Annotated in this window: 19 protein-coding genes and 3 pseudogenes; 7 read left to right on the forward strand and 15 right to left on the reverse strand. The window is 39.8% G+C overall.

Going from position 1 to position 26,204, the window contains the following annotated elements:
• Nucleotides 1-64: 64 nt before the first annotated feature.
• Together fabF and IPK31_04680 are read right to left on the reverse strand one after the other, a co-directional pair.
• Nucleotides 65-1,315 (reverse strand): beta-ketoacyl-ACP synthase II, encoded by a 1,251-nt coding sequence (fabF, locus tag IPK31_04675; GenBank protein ID MBK8087289.1) that lies wholly within the window; start codon nucleotides 1,313-1,315, stop codon nucleotides 65-67.
• Nucleotides 1,316-1,363: 48 nt separating this feature from the next.
• Nucleotides 1,364-1,600: an acyl carrier protein gene (locus IPK31_04680; GenBank protein ID MBK8087290.1), complete on the reverse strand. Its 237-nt coding sequence runs from the start codon at nucleotides 1,598-1,600 to the stop codon at nucleotides 1,364-1,366.
• Nucleotides 1,601-1,828: 228 nt separating this feature from the next.
• Here IPK31_04680 and IPK31_04685 point away from each other — a divergent pair, with 228 nt between their 5' ends.
• Together IPK31_04685 and IPK31_04690 are read left to right on the forward strand one after the other, a co-directional pair.
• A complete protein-coding gene (locus IPK31_04685; GenBank protein MBK8087291.1) occupies nucleotides 1,829-2,260 on the forward strand; it encodes a GNAT family N-acetyltransferase in 432 nt (143 codons plus the stop codon).
• A 213-nt stretch (nucleotides 2,261-2,473) separates the two neighbouring features.
• Nucleotides 2,474-4,819: a T9SS type A sorting domain-containing protein gene (locus IPK31_04690; GenBank protein ID MBK8087292.1), complete on the forward strand. Its 2,346-nt coding sequence runs from the start codon at nucleotides 2,474-2,476 to the stop codon at nucleotides 4,817-4,819.
• A gap of 50 nt (nucleotides 4,820-4,869) precedes the next feature.
• Here IPK31_04690 and IPK31_04695 read toward each other — a convergent pair whose 3' ends face one another.
• From IPK31_04695 to IPK31_04725, 7 genes and pseudogenes are all read right to left on the reverse strand, one after another.
• Complete coding sequence (locus IPK31_04695) at nucleotides 4,870-6,465, reverse strand: F0F1 ATP synthase subunit alpha (protein ID MBK8087293.1); 1,596 nt, start codon at nucleotides 6,463-6,465, stop codon at nucleotides 4,870-4,872.
• A gap of 26 nt (nucleotides 6,466-6,491) precedes the next feature.
• A complete protein-coding gene (gene atpH, locus IPK31_04700; GenBank protein ID MBK8087294.1) occupies nucleotides 6,492-7,055 on the reverse strand; it encodes an ATP synthase F1 subunit delta in 564 nt (187 codons plus the stop codon).
• A gap of 21 nt (nucleotides 7,056-7,076) precedes the next feature.
• Nucleotides 7,077-7,570: pseudogene (gene atpF, locus IPK31_04705) on the reverse strand (F0F1 ATP synthase subunit B).
• Nucleotides 7,571-7,690: 120 nt separating this feature from the next.
• The gene (atpE, locus tag IPK31_04710; GenBank protein MBK8087295.1) at nucleotides 7,691-7,927 is read right to left on the reverse strand and encodes an ATP synthase F0 subunit C; all 237 of its coding nucleotides are present in this window, start codon (nucleotides 7,925-7,927) and stop codon (nucleotides 7,691-7,693) included.
• 30 nt (nucleotides 7,928-7,957) lie between these two features.
• Nucleotides 7,958-9,093 (reverse strand): annotated as a pseudogene (gene atpB / locus IPK31_04715) (F0F1 ATP synthase subunit A).
• Between the two features lie 88 nt (nucleotides 9,094-9,181).
• The gene (locus tag IPK31_04720) at nucleotides 9,182-9,670 is read right to left on the reverse strand and encodes a nucleotidyltransferase (GenBank protein MBK8087296.1); all 489 of its coding nucleotides are present in this window, start codon (nucleotides 9,668-9,670) and stop codon (nucleotides 9,182-9,184) included.
• Between the two features lie 11 nt (nucleotides 9,671-9,681).
• Nucleotides 9,682-9,894: a hypothetical protein gene (locus IPK31_04725; GenBank protein ID MBK8087297.1), complete on the reverse strand. Its 213-nt coding sequence runs from the start codon at nucleotides 9,892-9,894 to the stop codon at nucleotides 9,682-9,684.
• Nucleotides 9,895-10,178: 284 nt separating this feature from the next.
• Between IPK31_04725 and IPK31_04730 the strand changes: the two genes are divergently transcribed.
• Entirely contained in the window at nucleotides 10,179-10,358 is a 180-nt protein-coding gene (locus IPK31_04730) for a hypothetical protein (protein MBK8087298.1), read from the forward strand.
• A 61-nt stretch (nucleotides 10,359-10,419) separates the two neighbouring features.
• Here the strand turns inward: IPK31_04730 and IPK31_04735 are convergent.
• The 3 genes and pseudogenes from IPK31_04735 to IPK31_04745 all read right to left on the reverse strand — a co-directional run bounded on the left by IPK31_04735 (nucleotide 10,420) and on the right by IPK31_04745 (nucleotide 15,805).
• Nucleotides 10,420-12,181 (reverse strand): annotated as a pseudogene (locus IPK31_04735) (ABC transporter ATP-binding protein).
• Between the two features lie 120 nt (nucleotides 12,182-12,301).
• Entirely contained in the window at nucleotides 12,302-13,585 is a 1,284-nt protein-coding gene (locus IPK31_04740; GenBank protein ID MBK8087299.1) for a hypothetical protein, read from the reverse strand.
• A 36-nt stretch (nucleotides 13,586-13,621) separates the two neighbouring features.
• Nucleotides 13,622-15,805: a hypothetical protein gene (locus IPK31_04745; protein ID MBK8087300.1), complete on the reverse strand. Its 2,184-nt coding sequence runs from the start codon at nucleotides 15,803-15,805 to the stop codon at nucleotides 13,622-13,624.
• A gap of 120 nt (nucleotides 15,806-15,925) precedes the next feature.
• Between IPK31_04745 and IPK31_04750 the strand changes: the two genes are divergently transcribed.
• Together IPK31_04750 and IPK31_04755 are read left to right on the forward strand one after the other, a co-directional pair.
• Nucleotides 15,926-16,648, forward strand: a complete 723-nt coding sequence (locus tag IPK31_04750) for a response regulator transcription factor (GenBank protein MBK8087301.1) — start codon at nucleotides 15,926-15,928, stop codon at nucleotides 16,646-16,648.
• A gap of 46 nt (nucleotides 16,649-16,694) precedes the next feature.
• Entirely contained in the window at nucleotides 16,695-17,747 is a 1,053-nt protein-coding gene (locus tag IPK31_04755; GenBank protein MBK8087302.1) for a sensor histidine kinase, read from the forward strand.
• Nucleotides 17,748-18,149: 402 nt separating this feature from the next.
• Here the strand turns inward: IPK31_04755 and IPK31_04760 are convergent, their stop codons facing one another.
• The 3 genes from IPK31_04760 to IPK31_04770 all read right to left on the reverse strand — a co-directional run bounded on the left by IPK31_04760 (nucleotide 18,150) and on the right by IPK31_04770 (nucleotide 23,940).
• On the reverse strand, nucleotides 18,150-19,643 hold the full coding sequence (locus IPK31_04760; protein MBK8087303.1) for a hypothetical protein: 1,494 nt from the start codon (nucleotides 19,641-19,643) through the stop codon (nucleotides 18,150-18,152).
• A 29-nt stretch (nucleotides 19,644-19,672) separates the two neighbouring features.
• A complete protein-coding gene (locus IPK31_04765) occupies nucleotides 19,673-22,456 on the reverse strand; it encodes an outer membrane beta-barrel protein (protein ID MBK8087304.1) in 2,784 nt (927 codons plus the stop codon).
• A 119-nt stretch (nucleotides 22,457-22,575) separates the two neighbouring features.
• Entirely contained in the window at nucleotides 22,576-23,940 is a 1,365-nt protein-coding gene (locus IPK31_04770) for a porin (GenBank protein MBK8087305.1), read from the reverse strand.
• A 72-nt stretch (nucleotides 23,941-24,012) separates the two neighbouring features.
• Here IPK31_04770 and IPK31_04775 point away from each other — a divergent pair, with 72 nt between their 5' ends.
• Nucleotides 24,013-24,663, forward strand: a complete 651-nt coding sequence (locus IPK31_04775; protein MBK8087306.1) for a DUF47 domain-containing protein — start codon at nucleotides 24,013-24,015, stop codon at nucleotides 24,661-24,663.
• Between the two features lie 88 nt (nucleotides 24,664-24,751).
• The gene (locus IPK31_04780) at nucleotides 24,752-26,167 is read left to right on the forward strand and encodes an inorganic phosphate transporter (protein ID MBK8087307.1); all 1,416 of its coding nucleotides are present in this window, start codon (nucleotides 24,752-24,754) and stop codon (nucleotides 26,165-26,167) included.
• Nucleotides 26,168-26,204 lie beyond the last annotated feature (37 nt).

Genomic DNA, 26,204 nt, shown 5'->3' on the forward strand with positions numbered 1-26,204 from the left:
TATACATCATCAACTATAAAAGAAACACTTCCTTTATCTGATGTGATAACAAATCTAAAGGAAATCAGGAATATTTCTTTACAATCACTGAAGCATTGTGCCCGCCAAATCCAAAAGTATTACTCAAAGCTGCACGTACAGTACGTTTCTGAGCTTTATTAAAAGTAAAATTTAGTTTTGCATCTAATTCAGGATCGTCAGTAAAATGGTTGATTGTTGGAGGAACAATGTCATGCACTACACTCATTACACATGCAATTGCTTCCAGAGAACCGGCAGCACCTAAGCAATGACCTGTCATTGATTTGGTAGAACTGATGTTCAGATTATAAGCATGCTCACCAAATACAGTAAGAATTGCCTTTGTTTCAGCTATATCGCCCAATGGAGTAGAAGTTCCATGCACATTGATATAATCAATATCAGATGGCTGCATACCCGCATCTTTTAAAGCAGCAGTCATTACATTTTTTGCGCCAAGTCCTTCCGGGTGAGGGGCAGTAATATGATGAGCATCTGCTGTTGCACCGCCGCCGGCAATTTCACAATAAATTTTTGCGCCACGCTTTAATGCATGTTCAAGATCTTCCAATATTAACATACCGGCACCCTCTCCCATTACAAAGCCATCTCGATCTTTATCAAATGGGCGGCTGGCTGTTTTCGGATCATCATTTCTTTCACTTAACGCTTTCATTGCATTGAACCCACCAAGTCCTGCAGCACTTACCACAGCTTCACTTCCACCAGTTAATATAATATCAGCTTTACCCAGCCTGATATTATCGTATGCATCAATAACAGCATTAGTGGAAGATGCACAGGCAGAAACCACTGCATAATTCGGACCTCTGAAACCGTGACGCATGGAAACTTGTCCGGCAGCAATATCCAGAATCATTTTTGGAATAAAGAAAGGATTGAAGCGGGGAGTACCGTCACCCAAAGCATAATTAACCACTTCTTCCTGAAAGGTGATTAAACCACCGATACCGCTGGCGAAAATAACACCAACACGGTCAACATCTACGTTGTCTTTATTGATGCCTGCGTCTTTAACAGCCTCATCACTAACGATCAGTGCGAACTGTGTAAAACGGTCAATTTTTCTTGCCTCTTTTCTGTCCAGATAGGCTGTAGGTTCAAAATCTTTTACCTCGCAGGCAAATCTTGTTTTGAATTTAGAACAATCAAATTGTTTGATGAAATCAGCACCTGAAACACCATTAACCAAACCCTCCCAATATTCATCAAGAGTTTTGCCTAATGGTGTCAGGGCACCAATTCCGGTAACTACTACTCGTTTGAGTTGCATAAGTTGCCTGGTAAAAGAGAGGTTTATACCGCTTGCAGCGGTATTTAATTACTTAGCGTGTTCTTCTAAATAAGCTACTGCCTGACCAACTGTTGTGATGGTTTCAGCCTGCTCGTCAGGAATTGAGATGTTGAATTCCTTTTCAAATTCCATGATCAGTTCTACTGTGTCTAATGAATCAGCCCCTAAATCATTTGTAAAAGAAGCTTCAGGATTAACCTCTGATTCTTCAACACCTAACTTGTCTACGATGATTTTTTTAACTCTTGCTGCGATGTCTGACATTGTCGTAATTATTTGGTTACAGGTTGCAAAAATAGAGTTTTTAAGCAATTAGCAAGCGTTCTATTAAAAATGTCTGAAACCTCTCATTTTCAGGCAGTTCAAATATCCTTTTCAGCCGCACCGGAAATATTATTATTTTATCGCCATACTTCTTACTTTTCCATTGTAGAACAACTGTTTGTTTTTACATAAAAAAATGTAACTTGTCCATCCTGCTTAATCCATTTTATGGCACTGAAACAAATTGATTACGGTACTCCCGAATATCAGCAAATGCTGAACTTACGTTATGAAATCTTACGTAAACCTCTTGGCCTTCAATTTGATCCTAAAGAGTTAGAAAGCGAAAAGAATGCAATTCTTATTGCTGCATTTGAGGAAGAGAAAATGCTTGGATGCTGTTTTTTAATCCCTGTTGATAGCGAGACAGTAAAACTTCGCCAGATAGCCGTGCAAAATAATCTTCAGGGTAAAGGAATTGGTGCTTCGTTAATGAATTTTGCTGAAAATATTGCCCGTGACCGGGGATACAAAACCATGCTGATGCATGCCCGAAAATCTACAGCACACTTTTTTGAGAAACAGGGTTATAAAATTGAAGGAGATGATTTTATTCAATTAACTATTCCCCATCTGGTTATGAAAAAGCGTTTGATCTAGCACTTTCACCCTTCAAATACAATTACTCAAGGAGCATCTGGTTAAATATCTCTCTTGCTAATACGATCAAATGATGAATATTTTCAGTTTTTCTGGCTTAAAACACTAAAAATCGTAGAAAAACATCGTCATTCGTAGTTTTACGTATTGCAAAAGTCATTAATGTATTCGATTTTTGTAATGGTTTTTACTCATATCCAATAACCGATTCCTATGAAGAGAGCTATACGCTGTACCCAAACCATTTTGCTGTTATATTTAATAGCCTTCCCTGAATTTTTATTTTCACAAGCCAATGTTGCAGTAGGAAAAAGTTTTATCAACATTACCCGTCCGGGTGGCGGAACAATTATACCCGGTGATGAACTGGAAATCAGAGTATCTGTTTATGTAACAAATAACGGAGCAAGCAGAACTATTTACCGAACACGTTTTAATGATACGATTCCCAACAACCTTACTTATGTAACCAGCTCTATGAAGCTTATTACCAATGAGGGTGTATCATACAGATCATTCACCGATGCAGGTGGAGACGATCTTGCAATGTATGATGGTCTTAGTAAAACACTTCGTTTTAATCTTGGCAGAGATACGTTTAATGCTTCTCCTTTTTACAATATGCCAACAAGAGTTGTTACAACCACAACAACTGATACATTAATTAATGGCGGCGGGTACTTCAGATCAGATACTCATCGGCCAAGAGCAGGGAGTGGCATGTTAATTCTTGTTACTTACAGAGTAACAGTTGATCTGGCAACTCCATACAATACGATTATCAATTATGGGCCCGGGACTTTAAGATACAGAAATCAGATTTCTGCAGTTGCAGCAACTGACTATGCATTAAGCCCTAATAATTTATCATTTATCATTTATCCAAATTACGGATTATGTACAAATGCAAGTGGAGCAAATAATGTATCGGCTGGCAGTGGTGATTTCAGTTCAGGCGCAACTCATAATGGTACAAACCCGGGAACAGTGCCGGGCTACAATTTTGTGAATGTAACAACGGGAAACCCAGGGGATGGCAATTACTCAGTTATTAAAAATTTAAGTCCGAGCCAAAACACGAATCCGTTGATTCAACGTCCTGAATCTCCTTCAAGCCACAGGGTATTTGGTGTATGGGATATTATCGGCGACCATACAGGTGCTGCAGATCCATTGGCTGGGAACCCTCCATCAGCATCAGGAAGTAATGGTGGATACATGCTGGCAGTAAATGCAGCTTATCAGTTAAGTATTGCCAACAATCAAACTGTAACTGGTCTTTGTGAAGACACTTACTATGAATTCTCTGCATGGTTCAGGAATGTTTGTAAGAGATGTGGTATTGACAGTATGGGCAGGGGTGCATCAAATGTATCAGTCCCCGCCGGGTATCTTGATTTGCCCGGAAATGATTCTTCCGGCGTTAAGCCAAACCTCACCTTCCAGATTGATGGTGTAGATTATTATGTATCAGGAAACATTGATTATACCGGCGCATGGGGGCAATGGGTAAAAAAAGGATTTGTTTTTAAAACGGGTATCGGCCAAACATCATTAACGATTTCAATCAAAAATAATGCTCCGGGTGGGGGTGGTAATGACTGGGTAATGGATGATATAACTTTTGCCTCCTGTCTTCCCGGTTTAAATATGCGACCCGGCCCGGCGCCTTCCTATTGCATTAATGGACAGGTTCGACTGTCAGCAATTGTAACTACTTATTATAATAACTACCAGTATTATCAGTGGGAAAGAAGTACAGATGGTGGAGCCAACTGGACTGCTGCTCCTGAATTGCCCGGTATACAAACATTCTCATACGCATATGATGGAGTGAACTACACTGACAGCGTTGCAATACCCAGCTTCCTTGCAAATACTACATATAATGGTTACCTGTACAGAATTAAAGTAGCTACATCAACTGCAAACCTGGCAACAAGCAGCTGTTCCATTTATCAGGGTAATACAATTGCAATAACTGTTAACAGCTCCTGTACTGTGCTTGATATAAACCTTCTGCAGTTTCAGGGACAGGTATCCAATAAGAAAACGTTATTGACCTGGCAAGCAAAAGCCGATCAAACCCCGCATAATTTTGAGGTTGAAAGAAGTGATGATGGAATTCAGTTTGCAAAAATCGGAACAGTAACAGGTTCTCAGAACGGACTAACAAATCAATATAGTTTTAGTGACCCGGAAGTTCTATCTGGAAAGAAATTCTACCGTTTGAAGATTGTAACACAGGGTGGAGCTAATTCTAAATTCAGTGAAATCATCAGCCTTTCCGAAGGCAGTACCGGTAAATTAGTTTTAAAATCACTGGTAAATCCATTCAACAGTTTACTGCAGTTTCAAATAGAATCACCTGAAGCAGATAAAATCCGTGTTGATTTATTCGATACCTATGGTAAGCTTGTTTTTTCAGTGCCAACCACAATCCGGAAAGGAAACAATCCTGTTGCAATTGAAACAATGGGCTTTTTATCTAAGGGCACTTATATTCTCAGAATAAAATCAAGCAAAGAAATCATTAACCGCACTATTCAAAGTCTTTAATAGAATATTCATCGCATAAAAAAATCCCCCGAATGTTCGGGGATTTTTATTTAAAGTAAGATCAAATTAAGCTTTATACTGAGGGATAAGGCCATTTGCCATTTCCACCATTTTCTTAATGCCATCTTCAGGCAGATTTCCTTTTTAAACTCCGCTAACACTTCAGGAAGCTTTGTTTCCATTTCATGTAAGAAATGTTCTTCAAACGCTTTAATACGTTTTACAGGAACTGCATTCAGTAAACCATTTGTACCGAGGTAGATAATGGCAACCTGCTTTTCTACTGCAAACGGACTATACTGAGCCTGTTTCAAAATCTCAACGTTGCGTGCACCTTTATCAATTACTGATTTTGTTGCAGCATCCATATCACCACCAAACTTAGAGAAGGCTTCCAGCTCACGGTAAAGTGCCTGATCAAGTTTTAATGTACCGGCAACTTTTTTCATTGATTTGATCTGAGCGTTACCACCCACACGGCTTACAGAGATACCAACGTTGATCGCAGGACGGATACCGGCATTAAACAGGTTACCCTCTAAGAAGATCTGTCCGTCAGTAATAGAGATTACGTTTGTAGGAATATAAGCAGATACGTCACCAGCCTGTGTTTCAATAATGGGCAATGCAGTTAATGAACCACCACCTTTTACAAGATGTTTAATACTGTCAGGAACATCATTCATGTTCTTCGCTACACTATCATCACCAATTACTTTTGCAGCACGCTCTAATAAACGGCTATGCAGGTAGAATACATCACCGGGATAAGCTTCACGGCCAGGAGGACGACGCAGCAACAATGACACTCCACGATATGCTACGGCCTGTTTTGACAGATCATCATAAATAATCAATGCAGGACGGCCGGTATCACGGAAGAACTCACCAATGGCAGCACCCGCATAAGGAGCGTAGAACTGTTGTGGAGCAGGATCGCTTGCAGAGGCAGCAACGATTGTTGTATAGATCATAGCACCATTATCTTCCAGTGTTTTCATAACACCGGCAATGGTTGATGCTTTCTGACCAATTGCAACATATATACAGTAAACAGGTTTCCCTGCTGCATAGAATTCTTTTTGATTGATGATGGTGTCAACAGCAATGGCAGTTTTACCAGTCTGACGGTCACCAATGATCAATTCACGCTGACCACGACCAATCGGAATCATTGCATCAATTGATTTGATACCGGTTTGTAATGGTTCCTTTACAGGTTCACGGAAGATAACACCCGGTGCTTTACGCTCCAGTGGCATTTCATATAATTCACCGGTAAGAGGTCCTTTACCATCAATCGGTTCACCCAGTACGTTGATAACACGTCCGCTGATTCCTTCACCAACTTTGATGGAAGCGATCTGTGCTGTACGGCGAACTTTAGAACCTTCTTTGATATCCTTTCCTTCACCCATTAATACCACACCCACATTATCTTCTTCAAGGTTCAATGCAATTGCACGAACACCGCTTTCAAATTCTACCAGTTCACCATAGCGAACATTGTTTAATCCATATACACGGGCAATACCATCACCCACCTGTAATACGGTACCTACTTCTTCCAAATCAGCACCAACACTGAAATTGCTTAACTGCTGGCGAAGTATCGCTGAAATCTCATCCGGTTTAATATCTGCCATGACGCTTTATTTTTTAAAAAATTGAATTATCGAATATTTGGAACATAAATGTTTTTCTCAAACTGTTTCTGAATATCTCTCAGGTCTCTTGCTATACTTGCATCAACTAAATTACCATTGTACTCCAGTTGAAACCCACCGATGAGTGCTTCATCAACCTCTGTTTCCAGTTCAATCAATTGAAAAGGAGTATCTGCTTTTATTTTATTGATGATGGATGTTTTTAATGCTTCGCTGGCTTCTGTTGCAGTGGTAAGTTTTACGATATGAATGCCTTTGATTTCGTTATACTGTTCAATCACGGCGTGAGCAATTTCGGGCAAAATGCTTTCACGGCCTTTCTTTACCAGCAGGTGAATAAACGCATTTGATAACTCACCTATATTTTTACTGATAACCGCAGAAACAATTTTCTCTTTGATATCGCTGTTAATTACGGGACTTCGGAGCAGATTGGTAAACTCCCTGCTTTGCTTACAAACCGCCTGTAAATATTTCATGTCGGTATATACAGCCTCCAGCTGATTTTTCTCCTGAGCGAGATCAACCAGTGACTTTGCATAACGACCTGCTAAACGTGGATTCTGCATTGATAATAGCTTAAAGCTTTATTAATTTAATTTCACTACTTCTGCCAGCTGTTTAATATAAGTTTCCTGATCAGCTTTATTCGCCAGTTCACGACGCAATACTTTTCACTTACTTCAATTACCAGATTTCCCACCTGATTTTTAACATCAGTTAAGGCAGCAAGTTTTTGCTGATTAATGGCAGCCTGGGCTTCCACAATAATTTTATTGGCTTCTGTTTTTGCCAGGTCCTTTGCTTCACTCACAATTTTATCCCTTGTTTCACGGGCTTCTTTCAGCAACTGCGCTCTTTCTTCACGGGCCTTTGCCAGCAATGCTTCATTTTCATTTTTCATCTGGGCCATTTCAGCTTTTACTTTCTCAGCTGTTTCCAGTGCTTCAGCAATGCCATTTTCCCTTTCGGTTAATCCTTTAATAATGGCGGGCCAGGCATATTTTTTCAACAGAAAAAATACCACTAAGAAGGCCACTAAAGTCCAAACCAATAAACCTAAACCGGGGGTAAGTAAATTCATACTTGTCTTTTTTATATTTCTGATGCTGTTTCGCTTTAGCTGTACAGCACATTGTAATTTTTAAAAATACTGCATCCGCCGTCCTGTACTTTGGATGCAGTAAATCGTTTGTGTGATTGATTAAAGTACCATCGCAAGGAAGCCCACGATAATAGCAAACAGAGCAGCTCCTTCTACGAGAGCCGCAGTAAGGATCATGTTTGCACGGATATCGTTAGAAGCTTCTGGCTGGCGTGCAATTGATTCCAATGCACCTTTACCAATCTGACCGATACCGATACCTGCACCTACAGCTGCTAATCCAGCACCTACGGCACCACCGGCATTTGCCAACGCATCTAATAAAATAACATGCATAATTGTGAATTTATCTGGTTAAAAAAAGAATTAATGATGTGCTGCTTCTTCATGGCTGTGATCACCTTCAATTGCCTGGCCGATAAATACGGCCGTGAGCACAGTAAAAATGAATGCCTGTAAAAAAGCAACCAACACTTCAATGAAATAAATAAATATGGTAAAGCCAATCGCAAGAGGTGAAGCACCCCAACCAGCGTACTGGTTCAATTGAGCAAAAATGAAGATGAGTGAAATTAAACAGATGATGATAATGTGACCTGCCACCATGTTTGCAAAAGACGAATGATCAATGCAAACGGCTTGATGAACACGCTCAAAAATTCAACCGGCACAAGAATAAACTTAACACCTAGCGGTACTCCCGGAGGATTGAAGATGTGCAGCCAGTAATGTTTATTTGAGCTGGCCAGGATCACGATAAAGGAAATCAAACCTAATACAGCTGTAAAAGCAATATTTCCTGTTACGTTTGCTGTGCCCGGTATTAAGCCAATAATGTTATTGATGAGGATAAAAAAGAAAACAGTGAGCAAGTAAGGCAGGTATTTCATTGCCTTGTGGCCAAGGTTTGGAACAGCCACTTCATCTCTTACAAACGTAATAATGGGCTCCATTAAATTCTGCTTGCCTTTTGGTGCTGTTTTTACTCCTAATCCTTTTGCATAAGCATTGGCAATGCTGATGAGCAGCCAAACCAGCAAAGCAAGTGCAAGGATCATCTGCACCACGTTACGTGTTAAAGAGAAATCATAAACAGATTCGGCAGCGTCAGTCGAAACAACCTTTTCACCGATGGTTTCCTTTACCAGCTTATAGCCTTTATATTCCGCATGACCATGTTCAAAACGTGAAGAAGAGAAAACAGTCAGCCCTTTTTGAGAAGAATATAAAATCACGGGAAGAGGAATCGTTACCGCATGTTCTTTCCCGTCGCTTCCCTTATAATCTATAAAATGAAATTCATGTGCGTCCATGATATGACCAAAGATCACTTCTTTGGCATCAAAACCTTCTTTTTTGGGGGCATGCTCAGCTTCTGCATTACCTGCCTGATGCTGATCGTTCGCTGCCGGTTCGTGCTGGGCAAAAGCTCCCTGTGCAACCACCAGGAATACTACGCTGAAAACCGCTGCCAATAAGGATTTTATGCTTCTGAACGCCATTTTTTTCCTGAAATTTGGCGCAAAGATAAGGGGCGGTAGGGTAAAAAAGGGGAAAAGCCAGTTTGAAAATTCAAAAAAGTTGTACAGGTTAATCGAGACCCATTTTTTTGCGCTCTTCTTTAATTTTTTCGAGTTCCCGGATATCATCTAAATCCTTTGGTCGGCCAACTGCCTTTTTGTTTTCGAGTAAGTGGTTTATATGTAAAAAAGGAACATTTACTCCATCGACTGAGGCAACTGAAGCCTCGCTATAACATTCGTCAAAATTATAGTGTTCCAATCCCTTCATTTCGGTCATAATATCAAGAACAATTCCGGGGCCAACATAAAATTGCGACCAACCCGGAACAAATTGAGTTGTTTCAAACGACAAAAAATCGCCGTAATCAAGTTCACGAAACGCCTTGCGGAGGCTTTTTCTGTTATCAAGTGTATCCTTCAGCCAGATATCTAAATCATCTGTAACACGATTATACCCGTTAAAATTTACAGAAAGACCGCCAACCATAATATACTGAACCTGATTATCGTTCAGGCTTTTCCAAAACTTTAAAAGATCTTCATCAAGGATATCCATATTTTGATGAATTACTGGTTGGGTTTTTTATGGGTAATAACTGCACGCTTAAACATCACTCCTCTTTTCAGCATCCGGCAAAACATTCTGAATTTCTCTTCATCCGACATAAGAATTGCCTGTCTTCTTTTTACCGCTTCATATTCTTCCTGACGGGAGTAAGGAATAAACTGCTCATTTAGAATTGACATTTCAGAATCAGTATCGTATTTCGTTTTTTTCACTTACTGCAAGTTAAAAATTATCTCTGAGCTTTTCTGTATCATTCTTTCAGCTACAGTTATCTATTATTCCTGTTGATGATTCAGAATTACCCGTTCGGTGCAGTTCAGTTGTTCCCTCTCAGGCCTCCCGATACTTTTACACCGTACTTTATTCAACACAACTAAAAAATTCATTGTATGAAAAATTTAATTCTGGCAGCCCTTATTTTATTTGCAGTAAGCTCCTGCAGCAAGATTGATGACAGTTCTTTTAACTCTGTACCATCGGGCACTGTATTGGTTACTTGCAGGTACCCGCAGCGGTTACTACTGCTTTTAATGCAAAGTACCCAACTGCTTCTGGTGAAATTGAATTTGAAAAAGAGGATGGAAATACAATTAAAGTAAAGTTCTTCCTCGGAACTCAACGCTGGCAGGCGTTTTTTAAAGCCGATGGAACTTTTATTTCTGAAAAGGCCATTTAACCAGAGTTCTTTTATTTTCGATATCAGTTTTGTTAAGCCATCATACTCCATGATGGCTTTTTTATATCACTGCTTTGGCAAACTGCATTTCATGAAGTTTGGCATAATAGCCTCCCATCTGCAACAGTTCATCATGCGTACCCATTTCCCTGATTTCTCCTTTATCAAGCACAATAATCTTATCTGCCTTACGGATGGTTGATAGACGGTGGGCAATCACAATGGAAGTTCTTCCTTCAATTAATTTATCAATTGCATGCTGAATCAGCTGCTCAGTTTCTGTATCAATTGCTGACGTTGCTTCATCTAAGATCAAAATGGATGGATTGTACAGCAAAGCTCTGATAAAGCTTAATAATTGTCTTTGTCCCTGGCTCATGGTTGCGCCACGTTCCATTACATTGAAATCATAGTTGCCTGGTAAACGCATAATAAACTCATGCATCCCGATGAGCTTTGCAGCTTCAACCACCCTTTCTTTACTGATTGCGTCATTCCGTAACGTTACATTTTCTGTAATGGTTCCGGCAAACAGGAACACATCCTGCAGCACCACTCCGATTTTACTGCGTAGTGCATCCAGGTTATAATCATCAATCTTTATATCATCAATTTTAATGGTTCCTTTTTGAATATGATACAAACGATTTAATAAACTGATGATAGAAGTTTTACCGCTGCCTGTATGACCGACCAATGCAACGGTTTCACCCGGCTTTACTGTGAAAGATATATTTTTTAATACCCAGTTCTCATCTGTATAGGCAAAGCAAACCTTTTCAAACTCAATTTTACCCGGCACTGCTTCAACCGGATTAAATGAGTGATCAGCAGAAATACCAATCTCATCTTTATTATCCAGTACTTTAAATACCCGTTCACTTGCCACCATACCCATTTGCAGTACGTTGAATTTATCTGCGATGAAACGCAATGGACGAAACAGCATGTTGAGCAAAATAATAAAGGCCATGATTTCACCAGCCATTTTTGCAGCTTCACCATTCGTTGTTGAAACTGCCTGACCGGCACCAAACCAAACAAGTAAACCAAGAGAAATAGCCAGTATAATTTCAACTACAGGAAAAAAAAACAGAATAAGCGAAAATGGCTTTGATGTTTGCATTCCGATGCTCTTTATTGATCTTCCTGAATTTGTTAAACTCTTTTTCTTCCACAGCAAATGCCTGTACCACCTGCATTCCCTGGATATGCTCCTGCACGAATGCATTCAATGCTGCCACTGCATTTCGTACACGGTGAAAACTTTTGTTGACACTTTCTTTAAAATAATAAGTGGTGAGTATAAGAAATGGAAATGGTATCAAACAAACCAGCGTTAACTGCCAGTTGATATAAAACATGGTGAAGAGCACAGCAATAATGGTGAGAAAATCTGCGAGAATCGGAATAAAGCCTTCAGCAAATACATCACTGATGGTTTCAATATCATTGACTGTTCTTGTGGTTAATGTACCGATGGGTGTTTGATCGAACTGGCGGAGGTTAAGACCTAATATTTTTTTAAACACATTCACCCGCAAATCTCTTACAACAGTTTGTCCGAGCCAGGCAGTGTAGTAAGAAAAGAAAAAGCGGAGAATGGTTTCAACAACAATAATTGCAATCTGGTAAATGGTAATCCTGATTACCATCTCAGCAATATTGTGCTGAATATAATCGTTCACCGTTTTATTGATCAACCAGGGGCGAACAGGTGACATGACCGCCAGGACAATCGCCAGAATAATGGAACTGTTAAACCGCCTCCGGTAAGGAGATGTATAGCTGATAACCCTGCTGAGCAAGCTAAAATCGAACAGTTTTTTTTTCTCTGCTTTTTTGTTCCAAACCCAATTTCAATTTTGGTAAAGTTAAATGCTTTCATTCAGCCGTATTCATGCTTCATCTTAATGGAAGGTAAAGATGATGAATGGCAACACTCAACCCCTCTCCTGAATGCGGTGCTTCTGATTAAAATAGAACAATGAAAATATACTGGCAGCAATCCCGATTACAGCAAACACAATTACCAGTTGCGAATAAAAAGAAACCCAGTTGAGTTGAAGTTTGAACAGTTCTTTCGACAGCATCACTGTAATGCTGCCGAGATAACCCCATGCATCTGCCACATAAATCAGGAATCCAACATTTCCTGCAATACTGAAGGAAGCCAGCAACCGTTCAAAAAATACACTGTTGAATAATACATAGGCAATATATAAACCCAACCCTGTAAACTGCATCCAGCCTGCGCCACTGATCAAATCATACCTGAATAATAAAGAAGCGATACCGGCCACCACAAAACCAAGAATGAGTAATACATGTATAATGCGGAATGCCCTGATATTTTTTCGTACAAAAACCATCATACCAATTAAAGCAAGTACAATCAGTGAAGTAATCGTTTCTGTTTTTGCAAACACAGATGCATTCTTTGCATAACCCAGTTCGTTCCACATATTGGCCATATAATTATCACGCAGGTCACGCATGATGGTAAGTAACAGGTAAATGATTACAAACGCAATTACACCTGAACGGAACTGTTTTAAAAAATCTTTTCGCTCAGGTTGATTCATGGGTAAACGGATTGTACGTTCAGCAACATCTACTGCATCGGGGAAAGGTGCTCTCTCCAGCAACGTATAAAATAAAACCAACGGAACAGCAAACAAAGAAGCTGTTGCAAAAGGCATCCAGTATTCTGTTACACCCCAGTTCAACATCAGCCATTTGCCAACACTGCGGCTGAAGCCGCCTGCAAAAATGAAACTAACGGCCAGCACTACGCCAATAAAATCAGTTGCCCTTCTCCCTTCCACATAACTGAATACAACGCCCCACATAAAACCAAGAGTAAATCCATTCACCAAAAAACAAAGCATGCCCCATGGTGCAGGAACAATGGCAAACAATAATAAACTTAACCAGGCAAGCCCAACCATCAGCAGACTTGTTTTCCATCGTCCATGCCTTTGCAGTTCAGAAATAAATTTGATACCGTAAAACTTACTGAGCATATAGCCAATTACCTGGCTGATGATGAGTAAGGTTTGATAAGAAACATTCCAGAATTTCAACCCTTCAAAAGTTGCAACAGTAAATGGTTTACGAAAAGCAAAGATGGAAGCGTAAGTAAAGAAAACAACAACAGCTAAGTAAACTGCGCCGGCAATTTGCTTAGCTGAAAATGAATTTGGTAGTTGCTGTGGTTGATTCAAAGCACCGGTAAGATAAAGATTTCTTATATCAAACAATTACATTTCACCGGTAGCCCTGACATAGGCTTTAATAAAAATAGCGCCGAGATTTTTATGAGGCGGTACATAATCTTTCAGCAACTCATTTGCTTTGGCATCGGATTTCACTGAATTAGTAATCTGCTGCCAGATAGGAATCCATTCTATATTTTTTCCATTACGTATAACTTCATTCATTGCACGTAAAATGGGTTCATTTACTGAATAGCTACCCACCTGCTTGGTTGAAATGATATGTGCATCTTCATTTACATGCAGAATCTTACTCAGGTTCTGATAGCCGCCACAGGAACCCAGCATAACAATACGTGATGAGGGCAGCATTTGCTGGATGGTATATTTTAAATGATAACTGTGCCCACGGTGTACCACAAATGTTGGCTTAATATTATTCTTCGTTAAATATTCAATCAGGTGTTGCTGTGCAAGCTGATCAAGATCCTGTTTATAATCTAATGGAAGATTAGCGTAAATCGTATACGGATTCCCTTTCGCAGATGTGATGGTCACCCACTCTTTTCCGGTTACCACTTTCCATTCAGGTTTATTATTAAACAGCCCCATGAAATTGCGGTAAGATGTTACTCCATCTTCATCACCATAAAAAAACACATGCTGTACTACAGCACCATTACTGTCAGCAATACTGCTGAAATCAACTTTGTAAACCGGGGGAATGCCGAGCAGTGCAGATAAATTCATGGAAGTATCTGATGCCGATTTAAACAGGGTAAGCAGGATATTATAAATTACTTCCCCTTTTCGATCTTTATTCTGTTGGCTTGTTTCGTAATTCAGTTTTACTTTTTCTTTCAGAAACTCCTGCAGGTTTACATCTGTAATGCTGCCATAACTGTCGGCCACATCCACGGCGTCTTCTAATGAGTTTGTTTTTTGCAGACCATTCACAAATGCATACATCAACTGGTTACTGTGAAGCTCCGGCATTGATTTTAAAAAGTCATCCAGCCGGTTATAGTTCGCCGCCATCTTAATAAACTTCTTAAACTTATCAAGCTGTACACTCATCAGCAATGAATCACTTCTTCTGCCCGGGAAACGGGTCATCATCCGGTCGTAAAGCTTTGTATAAGTGCTGGTGTAAATAATTTCTTCAGTGGTAACAATCAGGTAGTAAATTTCCTGAGAGCTCAGCGGATCAGAAACCCTCATCCTTACCGGGTCAGGTAAATCATGCAATTCATTCATCACATTCACAAAGGCATCTGCGGCTTTGCGCTCCAGCATCTGGTACAATACATTTGCCAGAACAGGAGTATCACCGGTTGCAAGGCGTTCGTGATAACTGATCTGTGTCTTCACCAGTAATTTATAATACCCCAGCTCATTTTCAACTACCGCCTTAATATCATCAATGGTTAATTTATTATTCAGCAACTCATCTAAGAAAGGAAGATAAAGCGTACCATTTGAAATTGAACTCAGCTTTGCAATGGTTTGTACTTTGGGGTTTGTGCTGCGGCGAATGACTTTTGAAGCAGCTGTTCTCACTGCCTGAGCATAGGTATACACTTCCAGCGGAATTTTATCTGCTGCAATAATCACCAGGCTGTCGGCAAAGGGTTCGTTTTGAAATGCATCAATCCCTTTCATGATAAATGAAGGGTTGATAGCCGTTTTCTTTAAGAAGATCATTTTACGTACTTCGGCAATGTCTTTGCTTTGTGCAAAGACCGTTGCCAGCACTTCAGCTCCTTCATAAGGTAATTTTTCAAAAACAGGTACCAGGCTTTGACCTTTCATTTGAAGCATGTTGCATTCGTCATAACTGCTGAACAACTGTGGAATGAGGGGCGGAATTTCCGGTTGCTTTGCATTCAGGGCAATGATCTGCAAAAACTCTCTTAATGAACGCAGATAACCAATTTTGAAATTATTGTCGCCATTCATTTTTTCAATCCGCTCCTGCATTTCATCTACCTGGCGCAGAATAACATCTGTTATCTGTATATTCAAATCATCATTATTGCTGAGCTTTAAGAACTGATCAACCTTCCCGTCAACCTTATCGGTCCGTTTCTGCTCTTTATCAATATTCTCATGCCAGATAACCCTGGTCATGGGAATATTCACTTTGTTGGTATCGAAGGATAATCTGCTCTGCGCTTTTGCAAAAGAAACAGAAAGGATAAGTATAGAAAAGATGGTATATCTGGTCATTGGCTGCAAAAATAACTTCAAATTTCCAATAAGAACATTTTGAGTGATAAGAGGTTGCAGCCAAAAAATCGGCCCAGACTCTAAAAACTCGTTAACAATTTTATAATATTATACATAGGGATGCATGGAAAGAGGCATATACATTTGCATCACAGTCATGGAACCCAAAGGAAAAAAATCTTAATTGCCGACGACGAGCCGGATATTCTTGAAATTCTGGAATACAACTTAACTGCCGAAGGGTACACTGTCTTTAAAGCCAAGGATGGCGATGAAGCGTTGATACAGGCCAAACAGCAGCAGCCCGACCTGATCATACTCGATGTAATGATGCCCCGCAAAACAGGCATGGAAGTATGCCAGATCCTTCGTTCACAGCCCAGCTTCTCAAACACACTCATCATTATGCTCACTGCGTTGAGCGATGAAACCAGTCATGTAAAAGGATTGGAAATGGGTGCGGATGATTATGTAAACAAACCCATCAGCCCGAAAGTACTCATCAGCCGGGTGAATGCTTTGTTCCGCCGAACCTTCCGTGGCGATGAAACAGTGATCAAATTAGGCGATCTGCAGATTGACAAAGAACAGTTTATTGTAAGATATAAAGGAGATGATATTATTCTGGCAAAAAAAGAATTTGAACTGCTGGCATTATTAGCTTCCAAACCGGGACGTGTTTTTTTAAGGCATGAAATTTTAAGCCAGGTATGGGGTGCTGATGTAATTGTTGGCGATAGAACCATTGATGTACACATCCGCAAGATTCGCCAAAAACTCAATATTGATTGTATTACCACGGTAAAAGGAGTTGGGTATAAATTTGAAATGACTGCTGGCTGATTCCTTTTTAACTTCGCTGCATAATTTTTTACTTAAGAAAAGCAGCATGTTTAATTCCCGTCAACTTACACCGGTACAGGTTGCAGCAATCACTGCCTTCACCATTTCATTACTGGTAGGAATTGCCAACTACTATTTTATTAAGAGCTGGTGGATAGCAATTGTATCATTTGCTGTTTTATTCCTCATCAGTTACCTGCTTATCCGTTATTTTACTGAACGGTTTATTTACCGCCACATCAAACTTATTTATAAATTCATTGCACAAACAAAAGCCACCAAACGGGAAGAGTTTTTTAATAAATCACTATTACCCGAAAAAAGTTTGCAGGAAGTAAGCGAAGAAGTGGAAAAATGGGCCGAGCAGAAAAAACAGGAAGTGGAAATTCTGAAACAGAACGAACAGTTCAGGAAAGAATTTTTGCAAAACCTGAGTCATGAATTAAAGACCCCCATTTTTGCAGTACAGGGTTATGTTGATACATTGCTCAGCGGCGCCATGCAGAAAGAAGAGGTGGCTAAAAAATTCCTGCTTAATACATCAAGAAATATTGACCGGCTGGTGAATCTTGTAGATGACCTGGATGAGATATCGAAATTAGAAAGCGGGGAACAATTGCTCTACAAAGAAAATTTTGTAATCCAGGATCTTATTAAAGATGTGTTTGATGCACTTTCACTGAAAGCAAGTGAGAAGAATATTAAACTCAGCATAAAAAAAGGTTGTGAAATTCCGATAACTGTTTATGCCGATAAAGAAAAAATCAGGATGGTATTTATCAACCTGGTTGACAATGCCATCAAATATGGCAAACAGAACGGAGCAATTGTTTTCAGTGCATACAAACCCAATTTTGCCAACATCCTCATTGAAATAAGTGACGATGGTTTTGGAATTGCTGAAGAACATCTCACCCGGATATTCGAACGCTTTTACCGCACCGATCTGGCCCGCAGCAGAAAAGAAGGCGGCAGTGGTTTAGGACTTTCTATCTGCAAACACATCATTGAAGCACACGGACAAATCATGCATGTACGCAGCACGCTTGATGTAGGCACTACTTTTGGTTTTACCCTCGAAGAAAGAAAAGAACTCTAAAAAAAAGCCCCCCTGAAGAATCAGGGCGACAACATGAGAAAATGAACTCTTGATTGCTAATCTCTTAAAAATGATCTTATCGAAGCAGAACAAAGATGACCATCCTGCTTTACCGGAGTATTACCCCATCATGTATTAATTGTTATTTCGCAAATCATCATACTGAAAAAAAAGACGCCCCCTGGGAACAGGAGGCGGAATAAAGGATACTTGCTTAAGGAAATCCTTGAAATATTTTTTATCAAATCATAAATCGCTGCAATCTGATCTTTTGCTGTTACCAAATAATGAATGAATAATTATCACTTTGTTATGTAAGCATTGCTGCTGCGCAGTTAAATGATCAATCAGGAATAAAAAAGCATCCATCGAATGATGGATGCTGCTATTGAAAAATTCTTTTTACTTATTGTAGTTAAATTTTGTCCATCCTTTCCACCAGCTTGCCAGTTCACCTGCAGGTGCAACACCACCACGGAAGGTTACTGTTTTATCAAAGAAGGTATCACCGGTAAATTTAGTATCTGTAAATCCACCACCTGTACGGATTCTGATAGCAGCGGCTGATCCGCCAGAACCAAATGGTGTGGGATCAGGTGCACTATAGTTAAACGGCTGGATAAGGTTTGCTTCAGAGGCATTTGTAAGAAAGTCATTACCATAAAATGGCTTCGTCATCCAATCTAAAAAACTGGCGTCGTCTTTTACTGTGTTTGTCGGAATAGTAGGTGGGGGTGTACCTGGCAGACTAAACCGGGTATTAGTGCCACAGCCTGCTACTGTTATATTTCTTAATCTCAAAGTACTGTCTTCGATATTTAAAGCCGTCCATGTTCCTGTTGACACATCAACTTCAATACCTCTTGGCCAGCCCATGAAAATTGAATTAAAAATTGAAATGCCTGAATTTCTTCTGATATGCGTACCTCCTCTGAAAAGTGTACTGCCGACATTGGTTAATGTAGCTCTTGGCCCTATGGCCGTGATATTGCTGAATACAGCTGTTGTTTTTGGGGTAATAACTGTACCACTTGAATTATTATCACTTTCAAAAGCTTCTGAACTGGAAATATCAGCAATCAGTGAATCACGGATAATCAAACCAAACTGTACCTTACCGCTGTAACCGTTATCTGTATCAAAATCATCATCCTGTGTTTTATAAGCAATCAGGTATTTTGCATTCACTGTGCCGCCAAACCACTCATAAGCATCATCTTTAGCATATACCACCTGGATATGATCAAGAGTTGTACCGCTTCCTACGGCTGCCAATGTAAGACTGTTGATTTCTTTATCAGGTTGAAATGCATAACCTGCAAACTCAATACGTACATACTGTAAGGTACCGGAGTTATCATTGGCAATTGGCGCTGGTGCTACTGCATCACCTGATCCGCCCAAACCATCACCGTTTGCATTATCAATTCCACCTTCTACCTGGATAAGGCCTGCAATACCATTGAAAGCGGTATTCACCGGCGCTTTTCCTAAAATCACAATTCCGCCCCAGTCACCCGATTGTGGATTAGGCGAAGCTGAAGTAAACACAATTGGTTCTGATGCAGTTCCGATAGCGCTGATCTTTGATCCACGTGTAATAATCAACGCAGCCACATCAGCACCGCTGAAAGAGCCTTTAATGGTTGTTCCTGCTTCAATGGTCATGGTATGGTTACCTACCATATACACCAACCCCTTCAGGATATAAGTATTTTTCTTACGCAGAATAGTATCAGCATTAATACGGCCTTGTAACGTAATGGTTTCACCGGTTGTTGCACCGCCACCACCATTTACAATCACAACCTGTATTTCGCCGTCCGTCTCAATTTTTCTGCAACCGGTGAAGGCAATTGCTGCAATGGCGAACAGATATAAAATGTACTTTTTCATTTCTCTATTTTTAAATTTTAATGTAATGGTTATAATGAATAATTAAATGTGATGCTGAATGTGGTACCTGATCTTCTTGTAAAACGGTATGCATCTGTATCTTTCTGGAATGAATTTTTATCATCTGCATTCTGATAGAAATACTGTGTTGCATTCAGGATATCTGAAATACTCAAACGCAGTTCAGCTTTATCCTTAATCAGCTTCTTGCTGATCTGGAAATCAAGCAAAGCTCTTGGTGCTTCATAAATATTAGGCGATCCTGCACCTGCTGTTAAATCACCAACGAGGTAAATTCTTGGTCCCACCTGGTTAAATAAAATAGTACTGCTGAGCCCGGCTTTTTCCAGGTCATACAACAAACCAACATTGAATAAGTAAGGAGACTGTCCTTGTAGCGGACGGCTGATATTAAACACTGCATCTTTTACTTTACTGTTGATATAAGCAGCATTTGCCTGAAAGGTGAAATTCTTTAATCCCCCTGTTATAAAATCAAGTTTTTTCCTGATCTCAATTTCAGCTCCGTAGGTATTCGCTTCGCTTGCATTCTGATAACTGAACGTACTTGAACCGCCAATTCCCTCATTAAACAACTGCTCAATAGGATTGATAAAATTTTTGTAGAATATACCTACTGTAAAAACCTCACCCGCTTTCCTGTAAAGCTCATACCGCAGATCAAGGTTGGTGATCTTGGTTCTTTTAAGTAAAGGATTACCCTGAACAGAAGCGTTCAATTCAAAATCATACAGATTCAGGAATGAAAGTTCACGAAGCTCCGGACGGATAACTGTTTGAGAAGCTGATAAACGGATATTTGTTTTTGTGTTCAGTTTAAAAGTTGCATTCATACCCGGCAAAAAGTCAATCACCTGTGTATGTGTGTGACGTGGGTCCCACTTCTTTACGCTTCCAACCAACTGATCAAAATGTTCAACACGTAAACCCCAAACAACACGTAAACCCTGTTTAAACTGGTTATCGAACTGTATAAACCCTGCATTCAGAATGGTGTTGGCCATGTAGCGGAATGTTTTACCCTTGATGGCATCAAAACCAAACTTATTTCCTGTACCATCTCCAAAATTTTCAGGATTAAACACTGTTTCAGCAGGCAATAAGGTTAATACCGGATTATCTAAAGGAAGGTAGTTGGCAAAAAGCTGTGCATCATACAAACGGTCTTTAATCTGCAGCATATAACCGCCTTTAATCGCCTGCTTCTGATTGAAGAGATTGAAGCTGTAGTTTAAATCACCACCTGCTGTATAAATATAATCGCTGAGTGTTTGATAGATACGGCTTCCGCTTTGCTGTGAAAGTGAATTCGAAATCAGCAAACGGAAAGGATCCTGCGTATTGGTAAATCTTGAATAGGCAAGTCTGCGCTGATCAGGCACATAACCATCGAGAATATTGAAAGCGCCGTACCATTTAAACTTCAATGCTTTTGAAATGCTGTGATCGCCGCTAACCTGCGTTGTAAAGAAAGTGTTTTGCTTAAAGCTTAATTCAGTAGCCCTGATATCTTCACCCCTGTTATAATCAAGACCTTCACGGCGGGTAACATTCTGTGGGGAATTAAGATTCACAATTGCTTTCACTGAAACTTTGTTCAGCGAGTTGATCTGTACCGAAAAACTTCCCAATGCACCAACAGAAATATCCTGTGCGTAACGGGTATCATTGAAGTCATAGTTTTCAGTAAACACACCACCTGATAAGGCATTCGACCGGTTGATGAGCTGGAGTATGCGGTTTGTTTTGCTGTAACTGATTCCTAATGACCCGCCGATTTTCTTTCCCAAAAACTTTCCTGTAAAACCACCGTTTACCTGTAAAGAAACATTCATTGGTGCTGTTGACTCAACAGGAGCCCATGCATTCCGCATTTGCTTACCTATTGCTGTTTTTTCAGCAGGACTTAATATATCAAACTCTGCTTTTCTTGTGTAGCTGCCGGGCAATGATCTTGTTCCATCATCAATTCCCAGCCAGTCTGTTTTACCACCCTTGTCTTTATAAAATTTCTGACCAACTGTTTGTGAATTAATTCCAGTACCAACCTGTATATTAAAGAAGTTCTTGGAAGGAATATCTTTTGTATTCACCTGTATCAAACCACCTGCCCACTCGCCGGGATACTCAGGTACAAAAGCTTTATTGATGATGATATTATCAATCATGGATGCAGGAATCAGATCAAATGAAAATGTTTTCCTGTCGGGTTCAGTACTGGTTAATAACACACCATTCAGCATGGCCTGGTTATATCGGTCAGCCAATCCCCTGATGATGATAAATTTTCCTTCCTGCACACTTGCACCGGTAGTACGTTTCAATACTTCACCGGTGTTTCTGTCGGGTGAGCGGCGGATACTTTCTGCTGAAATAACCGAAGAAACAGTATTGGTATTTTTCTGATAAGAGATTAATGCATTGGTAGTTTCTTTTTCAGCCGTACTCTGAATAACAATTTCGGCCCCCTGTTTTGCTGATACTTCCAGCACAATATCAAACACATTTGCATCATTCGCTTTCACTTCAATCTCATCTACCGATTTGGTTTGATAACCTACTGCTGATACAGTAAGTGTATATTTTTTTGAAGCCTCGAGAAGAATACTGAATCTCCCTTCCACATCAGCGGCAACCACTTTGCCGGAAACGGTGACAGAAGCACCGGATATAGGTTCGTTTTTCTGGTTGAGCACACGGCCATTTAATTTCAGTGATTGTGCTGCTGATGTGAGAGTGAAAAACAGAATGGGTAACAAGTAAATTATTCTCCTTAAAGCTATCCTGTACATACGTTCAATTTGTGCTGCAAAGGAACCCTTGCAGTGTTACCGCAAAGTGAACACAGTGTTAAGGAACCGTTACCTGCACATTAAGCGAATGTTAACAGGAGCAATTGAAAGTACTGTAATTAAAACCGGAACTGCAATCTGCAGGTAAGAATATTATCTTTCAAATCACCTGTATATCCGGCCAGCCGTGTTTTTTCATTCCATACACGGGCATAATAAAGAACCAGCTTTACATTTTCTGTGAGATAATTAATATAACCAAAGCCCAGTGTTGTGTATTTAATATTGGCTGCAGAAAAATTTGAACCGGCTACTCCAATTTCTTTACCGGAAACTTTTGTATTAGGATCGTACCAATCGTATTTTACAATCAGCTGATGATGTTCAGAAAACAAGTGCTGTAAATAATAGAAGTACCCGCCTCTAAACTGGCGGATATGAAAACCGTCTGTTCCTGCAATTAATGCAACAGGAGTTTCTGTATTAGTTCCTGTGCCTGTTTGTGTACCTGTTAAAAACTCTCCCCTCAGTTCAGAAAATCCCTTTCTGTTTTTCAGTTTAACCTGCACATCAGCTCCATAATACTGCCTTGGCGAAACCTGTCCAAGATTTGCAGTTGAAGAATCAATAATGTTTTTCTTTACTCCTCCTGCTTCTGCTGTTGTGTACTTATACTTTGTATTCTGCAGCAAACCTCCATGCAGATAAGAAATACCGGAAGAGATAATCAGTTTTTTACCAACTGGCATCGGCTTTAAGGCAATTCTTGAAATAAGATCTTTTGAATTATCAAAGTCGCCGCTTGCATTAATTCCCTGCCCGTTAAATACACCCACATCCATTTTAAAGTAACGGAGTTTATGATCTTTTTTTCGTGGTTCAAACGTCACCATCGCACCCAGATCTCTTTCACTTTTCATGAGGGTTTGACTCATGCGTCCCCGTTCTGGTGATTCACGGTCGCTGCTGCTGTAGTTAACTTCAAATCCTATTGGCCTCGCAAACATACCGGTAGTAAAAGAAAACACCTGGAGGTTATTTTCAAATATTCTTCCCCATACATCCCTGATGGTAAAGGCTCTTTCATTTACATCAAACTGAAATACAATTTGTACTCCCGGTTTGGTTTCTTTTCCAAAATGAACATAATCAATCCGCACACGGCTTCTTCTTAACATGAAGCGATTGCTTACCTGTGCTCCAAAATCGCCGCCCTCAAAACTTTTGATTCCTTTACTTTCAGCTGCCTGGAACTGCGGTTGTATATATCCGCTCAAACGTAAATGATCGAATTTTTTATAAATACCCAGCATGCCTTTACCTGCATCTTTAGTGGTATCTATCATATCCATCAAAAACTGGGCACTTGTAAATAGCGGTGAAAGCAATAATAGGCCAATAAGCAGCCTGCGAAACTGATTGTTCATGTAATTTTCCTTAAGCGGCACAAAGGTAGAAAGCTGGGATATGTCCAATGTTAACAAATCATTAAGTCATCAAATAGGGAAGGCTCAAAAACCCATTAAACTACCTTTGCCGAAATTTAAAAATCAGCTATGTCAGCATTTAATTCTATCCTGAAGATCTTCTTACCCAAAGACCGGATTTTCTATCAGTTGTTTCAGGAGGTTTCAGTCACTTCACTGGAAATGGCTTTTTTACTGAAAAAGATGGTTACCGATCCATCGTTTGAAAGCAGGGAGCAAATCCTCCATCAAATTGAGGACCTGGAACACAAGAATGATGACCTGACTCATAAAATCTTTACAGAGCTCAGCCGCAACTTTATTACTCCTTTTGACAGGGAAGATATTCACTACCTGGCATCTGCCATGGATGATGTGGCCGATTACATTTTTGCATCAGCAAAAAAAATCAACTTCTACCGTGTGGATCCATCACATGAAAGTTTCAGCAAAATGGCTGACCTTATCATACAGGCTTGTGAAAATATTAAAACAGCTGTGTATGAATTAAAAGACATGAAGAACATGCGGAAGATAACAGATGCACTGGTTCGGGTAAACAGCATTGAAAACCAGGCTGATGATATTTTTGATTTCAGTATTGAGCGTTTGTTTGCAACAGAAAATGATGCAAAAGAGGTGATCAAGAAAAGAGAAATTTACCAGGTAATGGAAATTGCTACTGATAAATGTGAAGACGCAGCGAATGTGATTGAATCCATCATTGTAAAATACGCATAAACCAATTTGAAAATTCGGAAATGTATCAATTTGAAAATGGATGTTTCATTTTCAAATTTTCAAATCAACTAATTATCAAATTGTACTTATGACTCTTCTCATCGTCATCATTATAATGGCCCTGCTCTTTGATTACATCAACGGGTTTCATGATGCAGCCAATTCCATTGCAACTGTTGTTTCAACCAAAGTACTTACTCCTTTCCAGGCAGTATTGTGGGCGGCATTTTTCAACTTTGTTGCTTTCTTTATTTTCCAGGATCATGCAGTAGCCAATACAATTGGCAAATGGGTACACACTGAATACATTACCTTACCGGTTATTCTTTCAGGTTTACTTGCTGCTATTTTCTGGAACCTCTTAACCTGGTGGTATGGCATCCCTTCCTCTTCATCGCACACATTAATGGGTGGTTTTGTAGGAGCAGCAGTAACCCATGCTTTCTATACAAAAGGATGGATGGCATTCAGCAATATTGTTGAGTTATCCATCATCATAAAAACATTACTGTTTATCTTTTTAGCTCCACTGATAGGAATGGTCATCTCTATCTTCCTGACCATTGTTACAATCATGCATAACACATGGGCGAAAGTGGCCATCATAATTGTTGCAGTGGCGGGCACCTGGTTTCTCTTCAATACTTTTGAACAGACAAAACTGTCAGACAACTTAGATAAATATTATAAAGTTGATAAACTGAAAAAAGAAGTGGTGAAAAACCCTTCAAAGCAGGTTGCTTTGGATTCTGCGCAGGCATTTGTTACAGCAGCAAAACCTTTTCTGAAAGAGTTTAATCAAATTGGGGGAAAAGGAATTGCAGAGAAGATACATTCACAAACAGACAACAATGCGGACGCTGCCAAATTAACAAAGGCGCTTGATAAATCTGACAATAGCTTACAGTTTAACATTATTGCTGCAATCTCATTGATCTTTATTGCATCATATGTCTATTCTGAGAAAGTGAAAACCCCCAATGCTTACCGTATTGCCAAAATGTTCAAGAAGCTGCAGTTGCTTTCATCAGCAGCATTCAGTGTTGGACATGGTGGTAACGATGCACAAAAAGTAATGGGCATCATCGGCGCAGCATTTGTTTCCTATTATGGTGTTGGCAAGTATGCAGATGTAAGCGCAGCATTAAGAGAACTTACCTGGGTACCGCTTGCCTGTTATACAGCAATTGGCCTTGGTACAATGAGTGGTGGCTGGAAAATTATTAAAACAATGGGCACCAAGATTACCAAAGTAACACCGCTGGAAGGTGTTAGTGCCGAAACATCAGGTGCAATTACGTTGTTTATGACAGAGCAGATGGGCATTCCCGTTAGTACAACACATACCATTACAGGAGCAATCATTGGAGTGGGTGCCACAAAGCGTTTAAGTGCAGTAAGATGGGGTGTTACAGTGAACCTGTTATGGGCCTGGATCTTAACAATCCCCGTAAGTGCAGTACTGGCTTCGATCGCTTATTTTCTTGTAAAACTTTTCCTTTAATTTTTTTACCTTACAGATAAAAACCCGGCTTTAAAAA

The organism is Chitinophagaceae bacterium (assembly GCA_016713085.1).
Lineage (GTDB): Bacteria > Bacteroidota > Bacteroidia > Chitinophagales > Chitinophagaceae > Lacibacter.

Coding starts and splice junctions, on each gene's coding strand:
- IPK31_04755 (MBK8087302.1), top strand. CDS start 16,695: ATGTTTAATTCCCGTCAACTTACACCGGTACAGGTTGCAGCAATCACT.
- IPK31_04720 (MBK8087296.1), bottom strand. CDS start 9,670: ATGGATATCCTTGATGAAGATCTTTTAAAGTTTTGGAAAAGCCTGAAC.
- IPK31_04745 (MBK8087300.1), bottom strand. CDS start 15,805: ATGACCAGATATACCATCTTTTCTATACTTATCCTTTCTGTTTCTTTT.
- IPK31_04685 (MBK8087291.1), top strand. CDS start 1,829: ATGGCACTGAAACAAATTGATTACGGTACTCCCGAATATCAGCAAATG.
- IPK31_04775 (MBK8087306.1), top strand. CDS start 24,013: ATGTCAGCATTTAATTCTATCCTGAAGATCTTCTTACCCAAAGACCGG.
- IPK31_04765 (MBK8087304.1), bottom strand. CDS start 22,456: ATGTACAGGATAGCTTTAAGGAGAATAATTTACTTGTTACCCATTCTG.
- IPK31_04780 (MBK8087307.1), top strand. CDS start 24,752: ATGACTCTTCTCATCGTCATCATTATAATGGCCCTGCTCTTTGATTAC.
- IPK31_04680 (MBK8087290.1), bottom strand. CDS start 1,600: ATGTCAGACATCGCAGCAAGAGTTAAAAAAATCATCGTAGACAAGTTA.
- fabF (MBK8087289.1), bottom strand. CDS start 1,315: ATGCAACTCAAACGAGTAGTAGTTACCGGAATTGGTGCCCTGACACCA.
- IPK31_04760 (MBK8087303.1), bottom strand. CDS start 19,643: ATGAAAAAGTACATTTTATATCTGTTCGCCATTGCAGCAATTGCCTTC.
- IPK31_04690 (MBK8087292.1), top strand. CDS start 2,474: ATGAAGAGAGCTATACGCTGTACCCAAACCATTTTGCTGTTATATTTA.
- atpH (MBK8087294.1), bottom strand. CDS start 7,055: ATGCAGAATCCACGTTTAGCAGGTCGTTATGCAAAGTCACTGGTTGAT.
- IPK31_04750 (MBK8087301.1), top strand. CDS start 15,926: ATGCATGGAAAGAGGCATATACATTTGCATCACAGTCATGGAACCCAA.
- IPK31_04695 (MBK8087293.1), bottom strand. CDS start 6,465: ATGGCAGATATTAAACCGGATGAGATTTCAGCGATACTTCGCCAGCAG.
- atpE (MBK8087295.1), bottom strand. CDS start 7,927: ATGCATGTTATTTTATTAGATGCGTTGGCAAATGCCGGTGGTGCCGTA.